Origin of the sequence: Lentzea sp. HUAS TT2, assembly GCF_051853195.1 — a bacterium.
Taxonomy (GTDB): domain Bacteria; phylum Actinomycetota; class Actinomycetes; order Mycobacteriales; family Pseudonocardiaceae; genus Lentzea.
The window spans coordinates 2,618,667-2,633,570 of sequence record NZ_CP196667.1 but is presented as its reverse complement, the minus strand read 5'-3'; the positions used below and the strand labels follow the sequence as shown (position 1 = coordinate 2,633,570).

General features: G+C 69.3%; 17 protein-coding genes. 10 read left to right on the top strand and 7 right to left on the bottom strand.

The window, feature by feature from the left end; translation table 11 throughout:
• Window positions 1-231: 231 nt before the first annotated feature.
• Together ACSHWB_RS13155 and ACSHWB_RS13150 are read left to right on the top strand one after the other, a co-directional pair.
• Window positions 232-1,152: a MerR family transcriptional regulator gene (locus tag ACSHWB_RS13155; RefSeq protein ID WP_439662313.1), complete on the top strand. Its 921-nt coding sequence runs from the start codon at window positions 232-234 to the stop codon at window positions 1,150-1,152.
• 68 nt (window positions 1,153-1,220) lie between these two features.
• The gene (locus tag ACSHWB_RS13150; RefSeq protein WP_439662312.1) at window positions 1,221-1,547 is read left to right on the top strand and encodes a hypothetical protein; all 327 of its coding nucleotides are present in this window, start codon (window positions 1,221-1,223) and stop codon (window positions 1,545-1,547) included.
• Here the strand turns inward: ACSHWB_RS13150 and ACSHWB_RS13145 are convergent.
• From ACSHWB_RS13145 to ACSHWB_RS13130, 4 genes are all read right to left on the bottom strand, one after another.
• On the bottom strand, window positions 1,544-1,969 hold the full coding sequence (locus tag ACSHWB_RS13145; RefSeq protein ID WP_439662311.1) for a hypothetical protein: 426 nt from the start codon (window positions 1,967-1,969) through the stop codon (window positions 1,544-1,546). The two genes, ACSHWB_RS13150 and ACSHWB_RS13145, sit on opposite strands and share 4 nt — an antisense overlap.
• A 99-nt stretch (window positions 1,970-2,068) precedes the next feature.
• A complete protein-coding gene (locus tag ACSHWB_RS13140; RefSeq protein ID WP_439662310.1) occupies window positions 2,069-2,800 on the bottom strand; it encodes a hypothetical protein in 732 nt (243 codons plus the stop codon).
• A 79-nt stretch (window positions 2,801-2,879) separates the two neighbouring features.
• A complete protein-coding gene (locus tag ACSHWB_RS13135) occupies window positions 2,880-4,094 on the bottom strand; it encodes an acyl-CoA dehydrogenase family protein (RefSeq protein ID WP_439662309.1) in 1,215 nt (404 codons plus the stop codon).
• Window positions 4,095-4,104: 10 nt separating this feature from the next.
• Window positions 4,105-4,734 (bottom strand): SCP2 sterol-binding domain-containing protein, encoded by a 630-nt coding sequence (locus tag ACSHWB_RS13130; RefSeq protein ID WP_439662308.1) that lies wholly within the window; start codon window positions 4,732-4,734, stop codon window positions 4,105-4,107.
• 99 nt (window positions 4,735-4,833) lie between these two features.
• Here ACSHWB_RS13130 and ACSHWB_RS13125 point away from each other — a divergent pair, with 99 nt between their 5' ends.
• Window positions 4,834-5,472: a TetR/AcrR family transcriptional regulator gene (locus ACSHWB_RS13125; RefSeq protein ID WP_439662307.1), complete on the top strand. Its 639-nt coding sequence runs from the start codon at window positions 4,834-4,836 to the stop codon at window positions 5,470-5,472.
• On the opposite strand, the gene ACSHWB_RS13120 is transcribed toward ACSHWB_RS13125, so the two are convergent.
• Together ACSHWB_RS13120 and ACSHWB_RS13115 are read right to left on the bottom strand one after the other, a co-directional pair.
• The gene (locus ACSHWB_RS13120) at window positions 5,461-6,222 is read right to left on the bottom strand and encodes a MaoC family dehydratase (RefSeq protein WP_439664586.1); all 762 of its coding nucleotides are present in this window, start codon (window positions 6,220-6,222) and stop codon (window positions 5,461-5,463) included. The genes ACSHWB_RS13125 and ACSHWB_RS13120 overlap by 12 nt on opposite strands.
• Complete coding sequence (locus ACSHWB_RS13115; protein WP_439662306.1) at window positions 6,222-7,457, bottom strand: 3-oxoacyl-ACP reductase; 1,236 nt, start codon at window positions 7,455-7,457, stop codon at window positions 6,222-6,224. Before ACSHWB_RS13115 ends, ACSHWB_RS13120 begins: the two co-directional genes overlap by 1 nt.
• 53 nt (window positions 7,458-7,510) lie before the next feature.
• Between ACSHWB_RS13115 and ACSHWB_RS13110 the strand changes: the two genes are divergently transcribed.
• The 3 genes from ACSHWB_RS13110 to ACSHWB_RS13100 all read left to right on the top strand — a co-directional run bounded on the left by ACSHWB_RS13110 (window position 7,511) and on the right by ACSHWB_RS13100 (window position 10,010).
• The gene (locus ACSHWB_RS13110; protein ID WP_439662305.1) at window positions 7,511-8,716 is read left to right on the top strand and encodes an acetyl-CoA C-acetyltransferase; all 1,206 of its coding nucleotides are present in this window, start codon (window positions 7,511-7,513) and stop codon (window positions 8,714-8,716) included.
• Window positions 8,713-9,681, top strand: coding sequence for a serine hydrolase domain-containing protein (locus ACSHWB_RS13105; RefSeq protein WP_439662304.1), 969 nt, complete (start codon window positions 8,713-8,715; stop codon window positions 9,679-9,681). Before ACSHWB_RS13110 ends, ACSHWB_RS13105 begins: the two co-directional genes overlap by 4 nt.
• Before the next feature lie 68 nt (window positions 9,682-9,749).
• Complete coding sequence (locus ACSHWB_RS13100) at window positions 9,750-10,010, top strand: hypothetical protein (protein WP_439662303.1); 261 nt, start codon at window positions 9,750-9,752, stop codon at window positions 10,008-10,010.
• A 119-nt stretch (window positions 10,011-10,129) separates the two neighbouring features.
• Here the strand turns inward: ACSHWB_RS13100 and ACSHWB_RS13095 are convergent, their stop codons facing one another.
• On the bottom strand, window positions 10,130-10,744 hold the full coding sequence (locus ACSHWB_RS13095) for an SIMPL domain-containing protein (RefSeq protein WP_402904323.1): 615 nt from the start codon (window positions 10,742-10,744) through the stop codon (window positions 10,130-10,132).
• A 154-nt stretch (window positions 10,745-10,898) separates the two neighbouring features.
• Here ACSHWB_RS13095 and ACSHWB_RS13090 point away from each other — a divergent pair, with 154 nt between their 5' ends.
• The 4 genes from ACSHWB_RS13090 to ACSHWB_RS13075 all read left to right on the top strand — a co-directional run bounded on the left by ACSHWB_RS13090 (window position 10,899) and on the right by ACSHWB_RS13075 (window position 14,896).
• Window positions 10,899-12,092, top strand: a complete 1,194-nt coding sequence (locus tag ACSHWB_RS13090; protein WP_439662302.1) for an AAA family ATPase — start codon at window positions 10,899-10,901, stop codon at window positions 12,090-12,092.
• A 159-nt stretch (window positions 12,093-12,251) separates the two neighbouring features.
• Entirely contained in the window at window positions 12,252-12,398 is a 147-nt protein-coding gene (locus tag ACSHWB_RS13085; RefSeq protein WP_439662301.1) for a hypothetical protein, read from the top strand.
• A gap of 226 nt (window positions 12,399-12,624) precedes the next feature.
• On the top strand, window positions 12,625-13,476 hold the full coding sequence (locus tag ACSHWB_RS13080; protein ID WP_439662300.1) for an NAD(P)-dependent oxidoreductase: 852 nt from the start codon (window positions 12,625-12,627) through the stop codon (window positions 13,474-13,476).
• 52 nt (window positions 13,477-13,528) lie between these two features.
• Window positions 13,529-14,896 carry a S28 family serine protease gene (locus tag ACSHWB_RS13075; RefSeq protein WP_439662299.1) on the top strand — a complete coding sequence of 456 codons (1,368 nt, stop codon included), beginning with the start codon at window positions 13,529-13,531 and terminating at the stop codon, window positions 14,894-14,896.
• The last annotated feature ends 8 nt before the right edge of the window (window positions 14,897-14,904 follow it).

Below are 14,904 nucleotides of genomic sequence, written 5' to 3'. Positions count from 1 at the left end.
ACAGAACCCATTGACTCCCCCAAGAGTGAAAAGTAGTCGGCGCACAACGAACGACCTTCGTTGAAGGTCGTACTTCGATGATCGCCCCCCGGTGATACCGACATGACCACGTTTTCACAGATCGACCGGTCCCGTCACTAGGTTATTCGGACCAAACGGGCCAGTCCGCCACCACCCGTTCGGCTAATCGGGTTTGACTCTCTAGTCGGTGGAGACTGCACAGTTGTCCCCGTGACGCGCTACCAGATCGGCGAGCTCGCCAGGATGACCGGACTCACCGTCCGCACCATCAGGTTCTACTCCGACTCGGGCCTCATCCCGCCCGCGGACAGGACCACCGGCGGCTACCGCACCTACGACACCGAGGCGGTGGCGAGGCTGAAGCTCGTCCGCACGCTGCGGGAACTGGGCGTGGACCTGCCGACCGCGGGCCGCGTGCTGGCCCGCGAGGTGTCGGTGACCGACGTGGCGCGTGCACACGCTGATGCGATCGACGCGCAGATGAGGACGTTGCGGCTGCGCCGTGCCGTCCTGCGCGCCGTCGCCAAGGGAGGGGAGATGGAACTGATGAACGAGTTGGCACGCATGTCGGACGAGGAGCGCCAGCGGATCCTCGACGACTTCTTCGAGGAGGTGTTCGGGCCCTACGAGCTGGACCCGCAGTTCGAGCAGCACATGCGATCCGTGCGGATCGAGCTGCCGGACGACCCGTCGACCGAGCAGCTGGAGGCGTGGGTCGAGCTCGCGAAGCTCGTGCAGGACCAGGACTTCCGCGCCTCGGTCAAGCGGATGTCCCAGCAGCACGAGGAACAGCGCCGTGCCGGTGCGGACATGGGTCCGCCCGGTGAAGGCCAGATGGAGGCGTTCACCTTCGCGATCGCCCAGGCGCGCGAGGCGCTCGACGCCGGCATCGCGCCGGAGTCCGCCGAGGCACGTGCCGTCGTGGCCCGCGTGAACGCCAACTGGGCGGAGGCGCTCAACCTGCCGAACGACGACAGCCTCGTCGAGCGGCTGCGTGAGCTCTCCGACTTCGCGGACCCGCGTGCCGAGCGGTACTGGGTCCTGATCGCGAGGATCAACGGCTGGCCCGCCACGCCGGACCACTCGCGCGAACGGGCCTGGCTGCGCGACGCCGGCCAGCCGTTCGGCTAGATCTCCCAGATCCTTCGGGAACCAGCTGGGCGCCCAGCTCGTTTCCGTGGCAACGAAGGGGGATCGTCATGTCCGCACTGTTCGAAATTCTCGGGGGCGTGCTCGGCGAGGCCTTCGGTCCGTCCGGCGACGACTACCGCGCAGGTGACGCCGACGTGCTCGTGGACGGCGAGTGGCAGGAGGGCGAGCTGTTCTTCGGCCCCACCAGGATCATCTGGGACGAGCGGATCATCTTCAGCGACGCGGAGGGCCGCGTGGAGCTGATCGTCGACCAGGACCCGCCGCACCCGAACTTCGTGGTGCTGCACTTCCGCCGCCCACACGACGTGGTGCAACTGGCAGTGCACCGCCGCGAGCTCAAACGCGTGGGCGCAGTTCTGACCCTGCCTCTCTAAGGCGAATCCGCAGCGCGCCGGCCGATCCCGGCGTAGAAGAGCGAGCCCGAGGCGAACGCGGCAGCCAGGCCCGTCCACCCGCGCTGGTTCGCGGTCTCGTCGAGACTTCCGAAGTCGGTGACGGTCAGCAGCGGGTAAGCGAAGAGGAAGATCCCACCCCAGAACGCGATCGTCGCCGCCACGATCAACCACACCGGCAGCCTCCTGCGCAGCAGCCTCCACATCGACGGGATGCTGTCGTAGCCGAAACCGCCCTTGGACCACAGCAGCGTCCCGAACAGGACGGCGATGGAGATCACCGTCAGAACGACGTTCGCCGCCCGCGGCAACATGGGACTGCCGGTCAGGAACCCGAACACGATGACGACGACGTCGATGCACAGCACCACGAACGCGGCCCCCTGCGGCGGCAACAACTTCATGCGTCACAACAGTAGGGCCACCAGGCCGTTTACCGGGCCATAACCGGGAACCGGGATGGTTTCACCGGTGGCCCGCCGGTTCAGGGGAACGGCGGGCCATCACTTCAGCCCTTTCACGACGCTGCGCAGCTCGGCCTCCTTGCGGTACAACGTCGGCACCACCTTGGTGACCTTCGCCAGCAACACCGTCTGCTCCACCGGCGCCACCGCGTCCCACGTGAGCCCACCGGGCTTGGCCAGCTGGTCCACCAACCCGATGGCGGTCTTCGCCGTGTCCGCGGCCACCGTCAACTCGGCCTTGCCCGCCTTGAGCGGCTGGGCCTCGACCACGGCCGCGGCCTCCGTGATCGCCTTGACCTGCCCGGGCAACGTGCACGGCACGTCCGGCGAATGCAGTCCCTTTAGTCCTTGCGCGGCAACGTTGTTCGCTTCCTTGGCCTCCGCGAGGAACCGGATGCCGTTGACCGTGGGCACCGCGAGACCCTCCGCGATCAACGCGGCGTTGACCAGCGTCCCGTCCTGTGTGGACAGAGCGGCGAACGGCCCTTCCCGCGTCACGGTCACCTGCGCACCGTCCGGCAGCAACTGGCCGAGCAGCTTCCTGGCCTCCGCGTGCAGGCACTCGTCCGCAGCGGGCGCTGCGACGTTCACGAGCTTGACGACCGAGACGCGATCACCCTCGCGCACCTCGACCGTCTCCACGTCGACCACGCGCACCACGTGACTCACGACGACCGGTGGCGGACGGTCCACGACCGTCACGACGTAGGCGCTGCCCGCGGCCCCGGCCAGGACCGCGGCGGCCATCAGGAACACATCCGGGAGCACCACGATCCCCCTAACGCCGACCTACTGGGCTGATCGGCGTAGTGGGACGTGGTGTTACTCCTCAATCACTCTCAGGCATGGCTCACTTGATCTGCATGCCCGAGATCATGCGGGACACCACCAGTCGCTGGATCTCCGAAGTCCCCTCGAAGATGGTGAAGATCTTGGCGTCGCGATGCATCCGCTCCACCGGGTGCTCCCGCGTGTACCCGGCCCCACCCAGGATGTGGATCGCCCGCTCAGTGGCCCACACCGACACCTCGGAAGCCTTCAGCTTCGACATCGACCCCTCGCCGGCGGTGAACGGCACGTTGTTGCGCCCCATCCACGCCGCCCGCCACACCAGCAGCCGGGACGCGTCGATCTCCATGCGCATGTTCGCGAGGTCGAACGCGATCGACTGGTTCTCGATGATCTTGCGCCCGAACGCCTCGCGGTCCTTCGCGTAGTCGAGCGCGTACTCGTACGCGGCACGTGCGACACCGACCGCCATCGCGCCCACGGTCGGACGCGTGGTCTCGAACGTGGCCATCGCCGCCTGGCCGCCCGCCTTCAGGCCTTCACGGGCACGGGCGAGCCGCGCCTCCAGTCGTTCCTTGCCGCCCAGGACGCAGCGGCCGGGGACGCGCACGTCGTCGAGGAACACGTCGGCCGTGTGCGAGGCGCGCATGCCGTGCTTCTTGATCTTGCCGGGGGACGACAGGCCGGGTGTGCCCGGCGGGACGATGAAGCCGGCCTGGCCACGAGAGCCCAGCGCGGGGTCGATGACGGCGGTGACCACGTGCACGTTCGCGATGCCGCCGTTGGTGGCCCACGCCTTCTGGCCGTTGAGCACCCACTCGTCGGTGGCCTCGTCGTAGCGCGCGCGGGTGCGGTAGCCGGCGACGTCGGAGCCCGCCTGGGGTTCGGAGGCGCAGAAGGCGGCCAGCTTCGGGTCCGACTCGTCGCCGAAGCACTCCGGCACCCACTCGGCCAGCTGCTCGGGTTCGCCGCCCGCGAAGATGCCCGCTACGGCGAGGCCGGTGCCCATCAGGGCCAGTGCGATGCCGGCGTCACCCCAGAAGAGTTCCTCGGTGGCGATCGGCAGGGACAGGCCGATCGGGTCGGCGAACCAGGTCGCGAGGGACTCGAAGCCGTAGAGGCCGATCTTCGCCGCCTCCTGGATCACCGGCCACGGCGTCTCCTCGCGCTCGTCCCACTCCGAGGCCGCCGGCCTGATCACGTCGCGGGCGAAGCCGTGCACCCAGTCGCGCAGGTCGGTCTGGTCTTCGTTCAGCTCGAGCGAGAAGCCACCCACAGAAAGTCTCCTAAGCCTTCGGGATGTTGAACAGGCTCATGAACCCGGCCGCGAACCCCAGGTCGCCCTTGACCTTCAGCTTGCCCGTCATGAAGAGCACCGGCGCGGACGCGTTGCCGGTCGCGAGCTTCAGGAAGTCGGCGGGCGTCAGCGTCACGATGGCACGGGCCTCGCGCGTCACGCCCTTGTTGATGGTGCACTGCGCGTCTTCGATGATGGCCTCGTAGACGTCCTCGAGCACGTGGAAGTGCACGACGGCACGAGTGGCGCCCGCTCGGTCCGCGCGGAAGTGGACCTCCATGCGGCGGAACACCTCGTCCAGCACGCGCACGCGCAGGGCGGGATCCGCGACGACCGCCTCGATCTGGTCCTTCGAGGCGCGCGAGATGATGCGGGCGAAGTTGGACGGGTCCATCTTCGCCAGGTCGAGGTCGGCGCCGCCGTCGGCCAGCGCGCCCAGGGCGTTCAGCAACGCGGCGAAGTCCTCGCGACCCAGCTTCTTCGGGTCGATGCCGCGGGCGATGACGTCGATGTTCACGTCGGCCAGCGCCGGGTCGTCCGGCGGGATCTGCTGCAACGTGCTGATCAGCTCGGCCGGGCTGAGCTTCGCGATCGCCTCGGTGGTGAGGTCGAGCGTCATGTGACACACCTCCTGGTACCTACTCGCGAGTAAGACTACTGATGAGTAGATAGAGCGGCAAGCCGATCGGATAATCTTGCTGCTCCGAACCGAGGGGTAATGATGCGCACAGAAGGTCGAGCCAAGCGCTTGCCACGCGCCGTGCGTGAGCGGCAGATCATGGATGCCGCGGTCGACGTGTTCTCGCGCCTCGGCTTCCACTCGGCGTCGATGGACGAGATCTCCGAGGTCGCGGGCATCTCCAAGCCGATGCTCTACGCCTACCTCGGCTCGAAGGAGGAGCTGTTCGCGACCTGCATCCGGCGTGAGGCCACCCGCATGATGGAGGCCATCGCGACGGGGGTGGAGCCGGACCAGGAGCCCGACGTGCAGCTGTGGAGCGGCCTGCGGGCGTTCTTCGGGTTCGTCGGTGAGAACCGGGCGAGCTGGCAGGTGCTGCACCGGCAGGCGTCCACGCAGGGCGGGCCGTTCGCGGTGGAGCTCACGGACATGCGCAGCCGGGCGGTCTCACTGGTCGCCGCGCTGCTCACCCAGTCCACGAAGGCGCCGGCGACCAAGCTCGAGGCCGAGTCGCTGGCCGCCGCGCTGGTCGGGGCCGGTGAGTCGCTCGCGGACTGGTGGCTCGATCACCCGGAGGAACCGGCCGGCGTCGTCGCGGCCCGCCTCATGAACCTCGTCTGGATGGGCTTCGGCGACCTCGTCGACGGCAACGTCTGGCACCCGCCGTCACGCCGCTGAACCGACCAGGTGGGGTCCCTTGCCCCACACCGCGAACTCCCAGCCCTCGGCACCTTCGGCCGCCGAGAACTCGACACGACCGGGGATGAGCAACGGCTTCTTGAACCGGACGTCGACCGTCACGGCCTCGGGAAGCCGTCCCTCCAGCGCCGCGAGGCAGCGCGCCTTGGTCCACATGCCGTGCGCGATCGCGCGCGGGAAGCCGAACAGCTTGGCGCTCAACGGATGCAGGTGAATCGGGTTCCGGTCGCCCGACGCCGCGCCGTAACGCCGCCCGATGTCCGCGGGCACTCGCCACACCGCCGAACCGACCGGCCGCTGAAGCTCCTCGCCGGAACCGGACGAGCCGCCGGTGCGTCGCAGGTAGGTCGAAACCCCTTCCCAGACACCGGAAACCGACGTCACCACGTCCACCTGGGTGCCCTGCGGGTGCGGCCGCAGGTCGCGTGCGGACACCGTGATCTCCAACGGCTCGTCCAGCGTCAGCGGACGCGACTGCGTGATCCGGTTCGCGACGTGCACGAGGCCCGGCAACGGGAAAGGGAACCCGGCGCCGGACATCAGCTTCATCTGCAACGGAAAGCCCAGCACGTGCGGGTACGTCAGCGGCAACGCGTCGCGCAGCCCGAACCCGCACACCGCGTTGTAGGTGGCCAGGTGCTTGAGCGACACGTCGACCGTGGCCGAAACCGGTTGCGCGGCAAGCGTTTCCCCGCGCCGGAACGACGTGAGAGCGGCACGCAGCAACATCACGCCCCCAGCAGCATCTGGCCGCACACCCGCACGACGTTGCCGTTCACGCCACCCGATCCCGGCGACGCGAACCACGCCACGGTCTCCGCGACGTCGGACGGCAACCCGCCCTGCGACAGGCTGTTCATCCGCCGCCCGACCTCACGCGTCGCGAACGGCACGGCCGCGGTCATCTTCGTCTCGATGAAACCGGGTGCCACGGCGTTGATCGTGGCCCCACGAGCAGCCAGAACCGGCGCCAGGGACTGCACCATCCCGATCACGCCGGCCTTCGACGTGGCGTAGTTGGTCTGGCCGACGTTGCCCGCGATGCCGGCGATCGACGACACCCCGATGATCCGCCCACCGCTGCGCAGCACGTCGCCGTCCAGCAGCGCGTCGTTGATCCGCTCCTGGCAGGCGAGGTTGACCTCCAGCACCGAGTCCCACAGCGAGGAGTCCATGCGCGCCAACGTCTTGTCGCGGGTGATGCCCGCGTTGTGCACGACGACGTCGACGCCGCCGTGCCGTTCCAGCAGGTACGAGGTCAGGCGAGCAGGGTCGCCCGTGATGTCCAGCTGCAACGCCGACCCGCCGACGGCGTTCGCGACCTTCGACAGCTCGTCCCCGGCCGCGGGCACGTCGAGGCAGACCACGTGCGCGCCATCGCGTCCCAGAGCCGTGGCGATCGCCTCGCCGATACCCCGGGAAGCGCCCGTGACCAGCGCGACCTTGCCGTCCAGCGTGCCTGCCGGCGAGCTCCCGGACACGTGGACGACCTGCCCGGACACGTACGCGGACCGCCCGGACAGCAGGAACCGCAGCGTCGACTCGGCCCCGTCCTCGGCCCCGTCCGCCACGTGGACCAGGTTCGCCGTGCCACCGCGGCGCAGCTCCTTGCCGACCGACCGCACGAACCCTTCGAGCGCCCGTTGCGCGATGGAGTCCGGCGACCGCCCGATCACGATCACCCGGCCGCACGGCCCGAGCTGGGTGATCGCGGGGTGGAAGAAGTCGTGCAGCTGCCGCAGGTCGGCGACCGAACCGAGCTCCGACGCGTCGAACACCAGCGCACCGTAGGGGGCGGGGCCTGTTTCCAGCTGCTTCATAAAGGGCAGCCGGGAAGCGCCACCGACGAGCACCGGTGTGGCCAGAGCGGCGTCCCGGCGGAGCGGATACGGGTTCGGCAGGCCGAGCCTGCGCACGAGCTGGCGCCCCAGCCCCGACGTCGCGAACTTCTGGTACCTGTCCACGCCGCACAACCTACTCGCTAGTAAGTCTACCCGCTAGTAGGTAGTATGGCGGCATGCGAGTAGCGATCATCGGCGGCAACCGCATCCCGTTCGCCCGCTCGAACGGCCCGTACGCCACCGCGTCGAACCAGGACATGTTCACGACGGTGCTGGACGGCCTGGTCAGCCGCTTCGGCCTGCAGGGCGAACGGCTCGGCGAGGTGGTCGCGGGAGCGGTGCTCAAGCACTCACGCGACTTCAACCTCGTCCGCGAGTCCGTCCTGGGCAGCAGGCTCAGCCCCGAAACGCCCGCGTACGACCTCCAGCAGGCGTGCGGCACCGGTCTGCAGGCGATCATCGCCGTGGCCAACAAGATCGCGCTCGGCCAGATCGAGGCGGGCATCGCGGGCGGTGTCGACACCACCAGCGACGCCCCGATCGGCGTGAACGAGAACTTCCGCAAGCTCCTGCTGGAGTTCAACCGCACCCGCAAGGTCAGCCTGCTGACGAGGCTGCGCCCGAGCCACGTCGTCCCGCACCTGCCGCGCAACGGCGAGCCGCGCACCGGCATGTCGATGGGCGAGCACGCGGCCGTCACCGCCGCCCAGTACGGCATCACGCGCGAGGACCAGGACGACCTCACCGCGCGCAGCCACCAGAACCTCGCCCGCGCCTACGACGAGGGCTTCTTCGACGACCTCGTCACCCCGTACCTGGGCCTGACCCGCGACCAGAACCTCCGTCCTGACAGCAGCGCCGAGAAACTCGCGAAGCTCAAGCCGGTCTTCGGCGACACGATGACCGCCGGCAACTCGACCCCGCTCTCCGACGGCGCCTCCGCGGTCCTGCTCGCCACCGAGGAGTGGGCTCAAGCGAGAAAGCTCCCGGTCCTCGCCTACCTGACGTTCGCCGAGACCGCCGCCGTCGACTACGTGCACGGCGACGAGGGCCTGCTCATGGCACCCGTCCACGCCGCACCGCGGATGCTCGGCAAGGCGGGCCTCACGCTGCAGGACTTCGACTTCTACGAGGTGCACGAGGCGTTCGCGTCGCAGGTCCTCGCCACGCTGAAGGCCTGGGAGAAGGAGCTCGGCGAGATCGACAGGGCGAAGCTGAACGTCAACGGCTCGTCCCTCGCGGCAGGCCACCCGTTCGCCGCCACGGGTGCCCGCATCGTCGCGACCTTGGCGAAGTTGTTGCACCAGCGGGGAAGTGGGCGCGGGTTCGTGTCCATTTGCGCCGCCGGAGGTCAAGGCATCACGGCTATTTTGGAACGGTGACGCTGCAGACGCTGCTCGAGTCCCACCGAGACACCGTCCCGGCCTCGGTCGCACTCATCGCCAGAGGCGGTGACGTCGAGGTCGCGGCGGTCGGCGAGTCCCGCGAGGCGGTCTTCCCGATCGCCTCGATCAGCAAGCCGATCGTCGCCACGGCGGCGGCGCTCCTGGTGCGGGACGGGAAGATCGGGCTCGACGACCCGATCGCGACCTGGCTGCCGGAACTGGCGAACCCGCTGGTCGTCCGCACCCCGGTCAGCGAGATCACCGACGTCGTCCCCGCGGCGGGGCCGATCACCGTCCGGCACCTGCTGACGTCCCGTTCGGGCTGGGGCTTCACCGCGGACTTCTCGTTGCCCGCCACCGCCAAGCTCTTCGAAGAGGCGCATCTGCACGGCCGCGCCGACCTGCCGTCCCCGGACGAGTGGCTCACGCGGCTCGCCCAGGTCCCGCTGCTGCACCAGCCCGGCGACGGATGGCTCTACAACACCGGATACGACGTGCTCGGCGTGCTGGTCGACCGCGTCACGGGCTCGCTGCCCGGTCACCTGGCCGACCGCTTCTACGAGCCGCTCGGCATGACGGACACCGGCTTCATCAGCGACGTCCTCCCGTCCGGCGCCGGCGGCATGCTGTCCACTGTGGACGACCTGCTGGCCTTCTTCCGCTTCCTGCTGACCAGCGACCTGCTGCCGTGGCTGGCGACCGACACGATGTCCGAGCAGGAACGCGAGGCCGCGCAGATCTTCCTGGAGGGCCAGGGCTGGGGCATCGGCGGCAGCGTCGACGTCGCCGAGGTCGACCCGTGGAACTCGCCCGGCCGCTACGGCTGGGTGGGCGGCTCCGGCACGGCCGCGCACGTCGTCCCGGCACAGGGTGCGGTCACGGTCCTGCTCACCCGCACGGCCATGACGAGCCCGAGCCCGACCGCGATCATGCGCGATTTCTGGCGGTACGCGGCGGGGTAAGGCTTGCCGAACCGGACGGTCCTTCATGCACACTCACAGTGTCGCTTCGTCGCGACACTGGGGGTGGGATGCGAGACCTGCAGGTTGATCCCGAGAAAGATCCGGTGCTGGCCAGAGCGCTCGTGGGCACTCTCCGCGACGAGTGGCGACCAGCCGCCGACGCGATGCGGTCAGCGCGCGAGTGGGAGCGCCGCGCCTACATCACGCTGACGCTGGCAGCGGCCGCCCGGCGCCGCGTCGACTGGCTCAGGAACTGGCTCAAGGCGCGTCCGGACGACCGCGATGCCGCTGCGGTGCACCACGCGATGGAGTCGCTCGACGAGCCCTGACCCCAGGCTCTGCTTGCCTCACGCGGGGCCCTTTCGTACTGCATGTCGGTACGAAAGGGCCCCGCGTGAGGCAAGCAACAGGGGAGGTGGGGAGGGTCGGTGGGCTTTGTGGACGGGCGTCAGTCCAGCAACGACCACGCGGCCGTGCACGACGCGGACACGGTGATCTGCTGCGCCTTCAGGTTCAGCTGGTCCACCATCCCGGCGGGCCCGGCCATCTCGAACGACGCGGCACCGCTCATCATCCGCGGCTGGTAGTGCGCGCCACCCTCGGTGTCGCCGATCCGCAGCAACGGCCCGAGCCGCCGCCCCAACGCCGATGCGTACCCCTCGGCGCGACGCAGGGCATCGGCGACGGCTTCCCGTTGCGCCTCGCGGATCGCCTCGGTGTCGTCCACGAGCGTCCACGACGGGCCGTTGATCCAGGACGGCTCCGCCTGCACGAGCTCGGCGAGCAGGCCGTCGAGGCGGTCCAGGTCCTTCACCCAGATCACGTACTGCTGCGAGGCGCGGCTGCCGACGCGCTGGTTGTTGTCCCAGTTGTCGTGCGCGGACAGCTGCCGCGACCGCACCTCGAACTCCGTGAGCAGCGGCTCGATGGCGGAGATGCGCTGGTTGAGCGTGCTCACCGCCTCGGAGCGCTCGGCACCGAGCGCCTCGAACGTCACGTCCACCTGTGCGCGGTCGGCGGTGCGCTCGACCTCGCCGGTCCCCTTCGTCACGACTTCAGCCACGTGGGCCAGCCAACCGGCAGCCGGGTTCATCCGCAACTATTAACCTCTATTGCTCTATCACTAGATAAACGTATACAGCGGCATCCGGCCCCACTTCGAGGTTCGTCTGCGCGTCTCTACAACACGTCCTAGAAACGCGGATACGGTGCGAGCCATGGACCCGGTGCGCAACCCGTTCGCTCCCGGTGCAGGCCAGCGGCCTCCTGAGCTCGCCGGCCGGGACAAAGAGGTCGGTGCGTTCGAGGTGGTGCTCGAACGCGTGGCCCGCGGCCGTCCCGAACGCAGCCTCGTGCTGACGGGGCTGCGGGGCGTCGGCAAGACCGTGCTGCTCGGTGAGCTGCGGTCGATGGCCGTCAAACGCGGCTGGGGCGCCGGCAAGGTCGAGGCCAGGCCCGACGCCGATCTGCGCAGGCCGCTGTCGGCCGCGCTGCACCGGGCGATCCGCGATCTCGCGGTCCGGCACCGCGCGCCGGACCGGGTCGAGGCGATCCTCGGGATCCTCAAGGCGTTCGCTCTCCGAGCAGCCCCGGACGGCGCCAAGCTGCGCGACCGCTGGCAGCCCGGCATCGACGTGCCCGCCGCGTCAGGACGCGCCGACTCCGGTGACATCGAGATCGACCTGGTCGAGCTGTTCACCGACGTCGCGGAGCTCGCGCAGGACGTCGGCACGGGCGTCGCGCTGCTCATCGACGAGATGCAGGACCTCAAGCCGGACGACATCAGCGCGTTGTGCGCGGCGTGCCACGAGCTCTCGCAGATCGGCGCGCCGCTGGTGGTCGTCGGCGCCGGCCTGCCGCACCTGCCCGCGGTCCTCTCCGCGAGCAAGTCCTACTCGGAACGCCTCTTCCGCTACGTCCGCATCGACCGGCTCAGCCGCGAGGACGCCGACCGCGCCGTGCTGGCCCCGGTCGAACGCGAGGACGCGGGCATCACCGACGAGGCGCTCGACGCGTTGTTCGACGCGTCCGGCGGCTACCCGTACTTCATCCAGGCCTACGGCAAGGCCGCCTGGGACGCCGCGCCGGCCGATCCGATCACCGCGATGGACGTCTCCGTGGCCGCTCCGGAGGCCGACGCGGAGCTGGCCGTGGGCTTCTACGGCTCCCGATACGAGCGTGCAACGCCTGCTGAACGCGAGTATCTCCGGTCGATGGCCGAGTTGACCGACGGAAAGGATGCGGGCGTCAACACCGCCCAGGTGGCCGACCACCTGAAGCGCAAGCCCTCGTCGCTGTCGCCCGCGCGGGACTCGCTCATCAAGAAAGGCCTGGTCTACAGCGCGGAACGGGGTCAGATCGCCTTCACGGTGCCGCACTTCGGCCGGTTCCTGCTCGGTCGCGAGGAGTGATGGTGGCTACCCGTCGTTGTCCGGCCGTCCACGTTGTCAGCCGATGATTCATCGGCGTGTGCCCCAACTCACCGGACAATCGCGTGCGTTTGAGGGCGGGAAGGTGCATACTTAAGTCACCAGCCAAGAAGAACCTCACAGAGGGAAGTGCAGACCGAGATGAACTTCGCAGCGAAGCTCCGCGCCCGTCGTGCAGATGCGCGCAACCGGAAGGCCGTGGCTCGCGCGATCGACATGGCGACCACCCCGTCCATGCGTCACGAGCTGATGGCAATCGCCCAGGCTCAGGTCACCACCCTCCGCTGACGACGACCCGGCACTCGCACGGCGCCCCGTCGCGAGTGCCTCCCCAACGGGAACCCCTGGAGCACCTCCCGCGCTCCAGGGGTTTCATTCTGTTAAACGTGATGCGCGCCACAGTATGATGGCGTTGTAACAGCGCACGTCGGTCCGCCGATGTCACTGTTGACCTCGCGGTGCTGTCGGACCCCCGACCTGGCAGCACCGCGAGGTTTCTTGTTTGCTGGGGGACATGAAGATCGCCGTGCTCGGCACCGGCCTCATGGGTGCCCCCATCGCTGCCAACCTCGCCGCGGCCGGACACGAGGTCCGGGTCTGGAACCGCACACGCGCCAAGGCCGAACCGCTCGCCGCGCAGGGCGCCACCGTCGCGGACAGTCCCGCCGCCGCCGTCGAGGGCGCGGAGATCGTCCTGACGGTCCTCAACGACGGCGCCACGGTCACGGAGGCCGTCCAGGCCGCCGCCGAGTCCCTGGCGCACGACGCGGTCTGGATCCAGGCGTCCACGGTCGGCATCGCGGCCACCGAGGACCACATCGCGCTCGCCCGTTCGCTCGGGCTGGAGTTCGTGGACGCGCCCGTGCTCGGCAGCACGAAGCCCGCGGCCGAGGGCAAGCTCGTCGTCCTCGCGTCCGGTGCGGAAGAACTGCGTCAGCGGGTGCAGCCCGTGTTCGACGTGATCGGCGCCCGCACGATGTGGGTCGGCGAGGCCGGCACGTCGTCGAAGCTGAAGCTCGTCGCGAACAGCTGGGTGCTCGCGCTGACCGCGGCCGTCGGCGAGGCAGTGTCGCTGGCCGAGGCGTCCGGGCTCGACCCGAAGCTGTTCCTGGAGGCCATGTCCGGTGGCGCGATCGACACCCCGTACCTGCAGATGAAGGGCGGCGCGATCATCGACCGCTCCTTCGAGCCCGCGTTCACCGTCGAGAACGCGCTGAAGGACGCGCGGCTCGTCGGGGAGGCGGCGGAACGGGCGAACGTGCGCCTCGACGTCGCACAGGCGTCCGCCGAACGGCTGAGCCGCGCGGTCGACGGCGGTCACGGTGACAAGGACATGGCCGCGTCTTATTTCGCCAGCTACGAATAAGCCCGACGATCGGCCGGTCCGGCGGGGCGTGCGGGCTCAATAGCTTGGCCTGGTGAACAGACTCGCACGCTCCCTGCTGGCGTTCGGCCTGGCCTCGGCGCAGGTCGTCGCCACCGCGGCGGTCGTGTCCGCCGCTCCCGACATCAAGGACCGCATCGCCGCCATACCCGGCGTGCGGATCATCAGCGAGGGGACGTCCGGCACCGCTCGGACGTTCGTCCTCGGCATCCAGCAGCCCGCGGACCACCGCAAGCCGCGCGGCCAGAAGTTCGAGCAGCGCTTCTCCTTGCTGCACAAGGCGGAGTCGAAGCCGATGGTGCTGCACACCACCGGCTACAACCTGCCGGGCTCGGTCAGCCCGTCCGAGCCCGCCCGTCTCGTCGACGGCAACCAGATCAGCGTCGAGCAGCGGTTCTTCCCGCCGTCGCGGCCCGCGCCCGCCGACTGGGACGAGCTGAACATCTGGCAGGCCGCCAACGACCACCACAAGATCGTCAGCGCGTTCAAGAAGATCTACGGCGCGAAGTGGCTGTCGACGGGTGCCAGCAAGGGCGGCATGACGTCGATCTACCACCGCCGGTTCTTCCCGCGCGACGTCGACGCGACCATCGCGTACGTGGCGCCGAACGACGTGGTGAACGACAGGGACGTCTACGGCGAGTTCATCCGCGAGGTCGGAAACGACCCTGCGTGCAACCGCGGGCTCGAAGGCGTGCAGCGGCAGATCCTGCAGCACCGCGACGAGTTCGTCGCGCGCCTGGAAGCCAAGGGCTACACGTACAAGCAGTTCGGCAGCGCCCACAAGGCGCTGGAGATCCTGGTCCTGGACACCCCGTTCACGTTCTGGCAGTACGGCACCCAGGAGCGGTGCGCGCTGGTCCCCGGCGCCGGTGCCTCGGTGGACGACCTCTGGAAGTTCGTCGAGCAGACCGTCGGCTGGGACTTCTACACCGACGCGGGCGTCGCGCCCTACACGGCGTACTACTACCAGGCCGGAACGCAGCTCGGCTGGCCGGAGGCGGACGAGTCGGCCGTGCGCGACCTGCTGCGCTACCCCGGTTCCTCGGTGCCGCGCTCGATGGTCTCGCCGGACATCAGGTTCCCGCGGTTCGACCGGTCGGCGATGCGCGACGTGGACTCGTGGGTGCGCCACCAGGGTTCGCGGCTGCTGTTCGTGAACGGCGAGAACGACCCGTGGAGCGCGGAACCGTTCCGCCTCGGGCGGGGCACGCGCGACTCGCTGTCGTTCACGGTGCCCTCCGGCAACCACGGCGCGAACATCGCCCGGTTGCCGGAGAAGGAACGCGCTGCCGCGACGGCCGCCGTGCTGCGCTGGGCAGGAGTGTCCGCCTCGGTGGGGACTCTTTCGGTGGACGAGGGGCCTGACTCGCTCGACGCACTGCGGGCACGGCGGGGCTGAGGCACGCT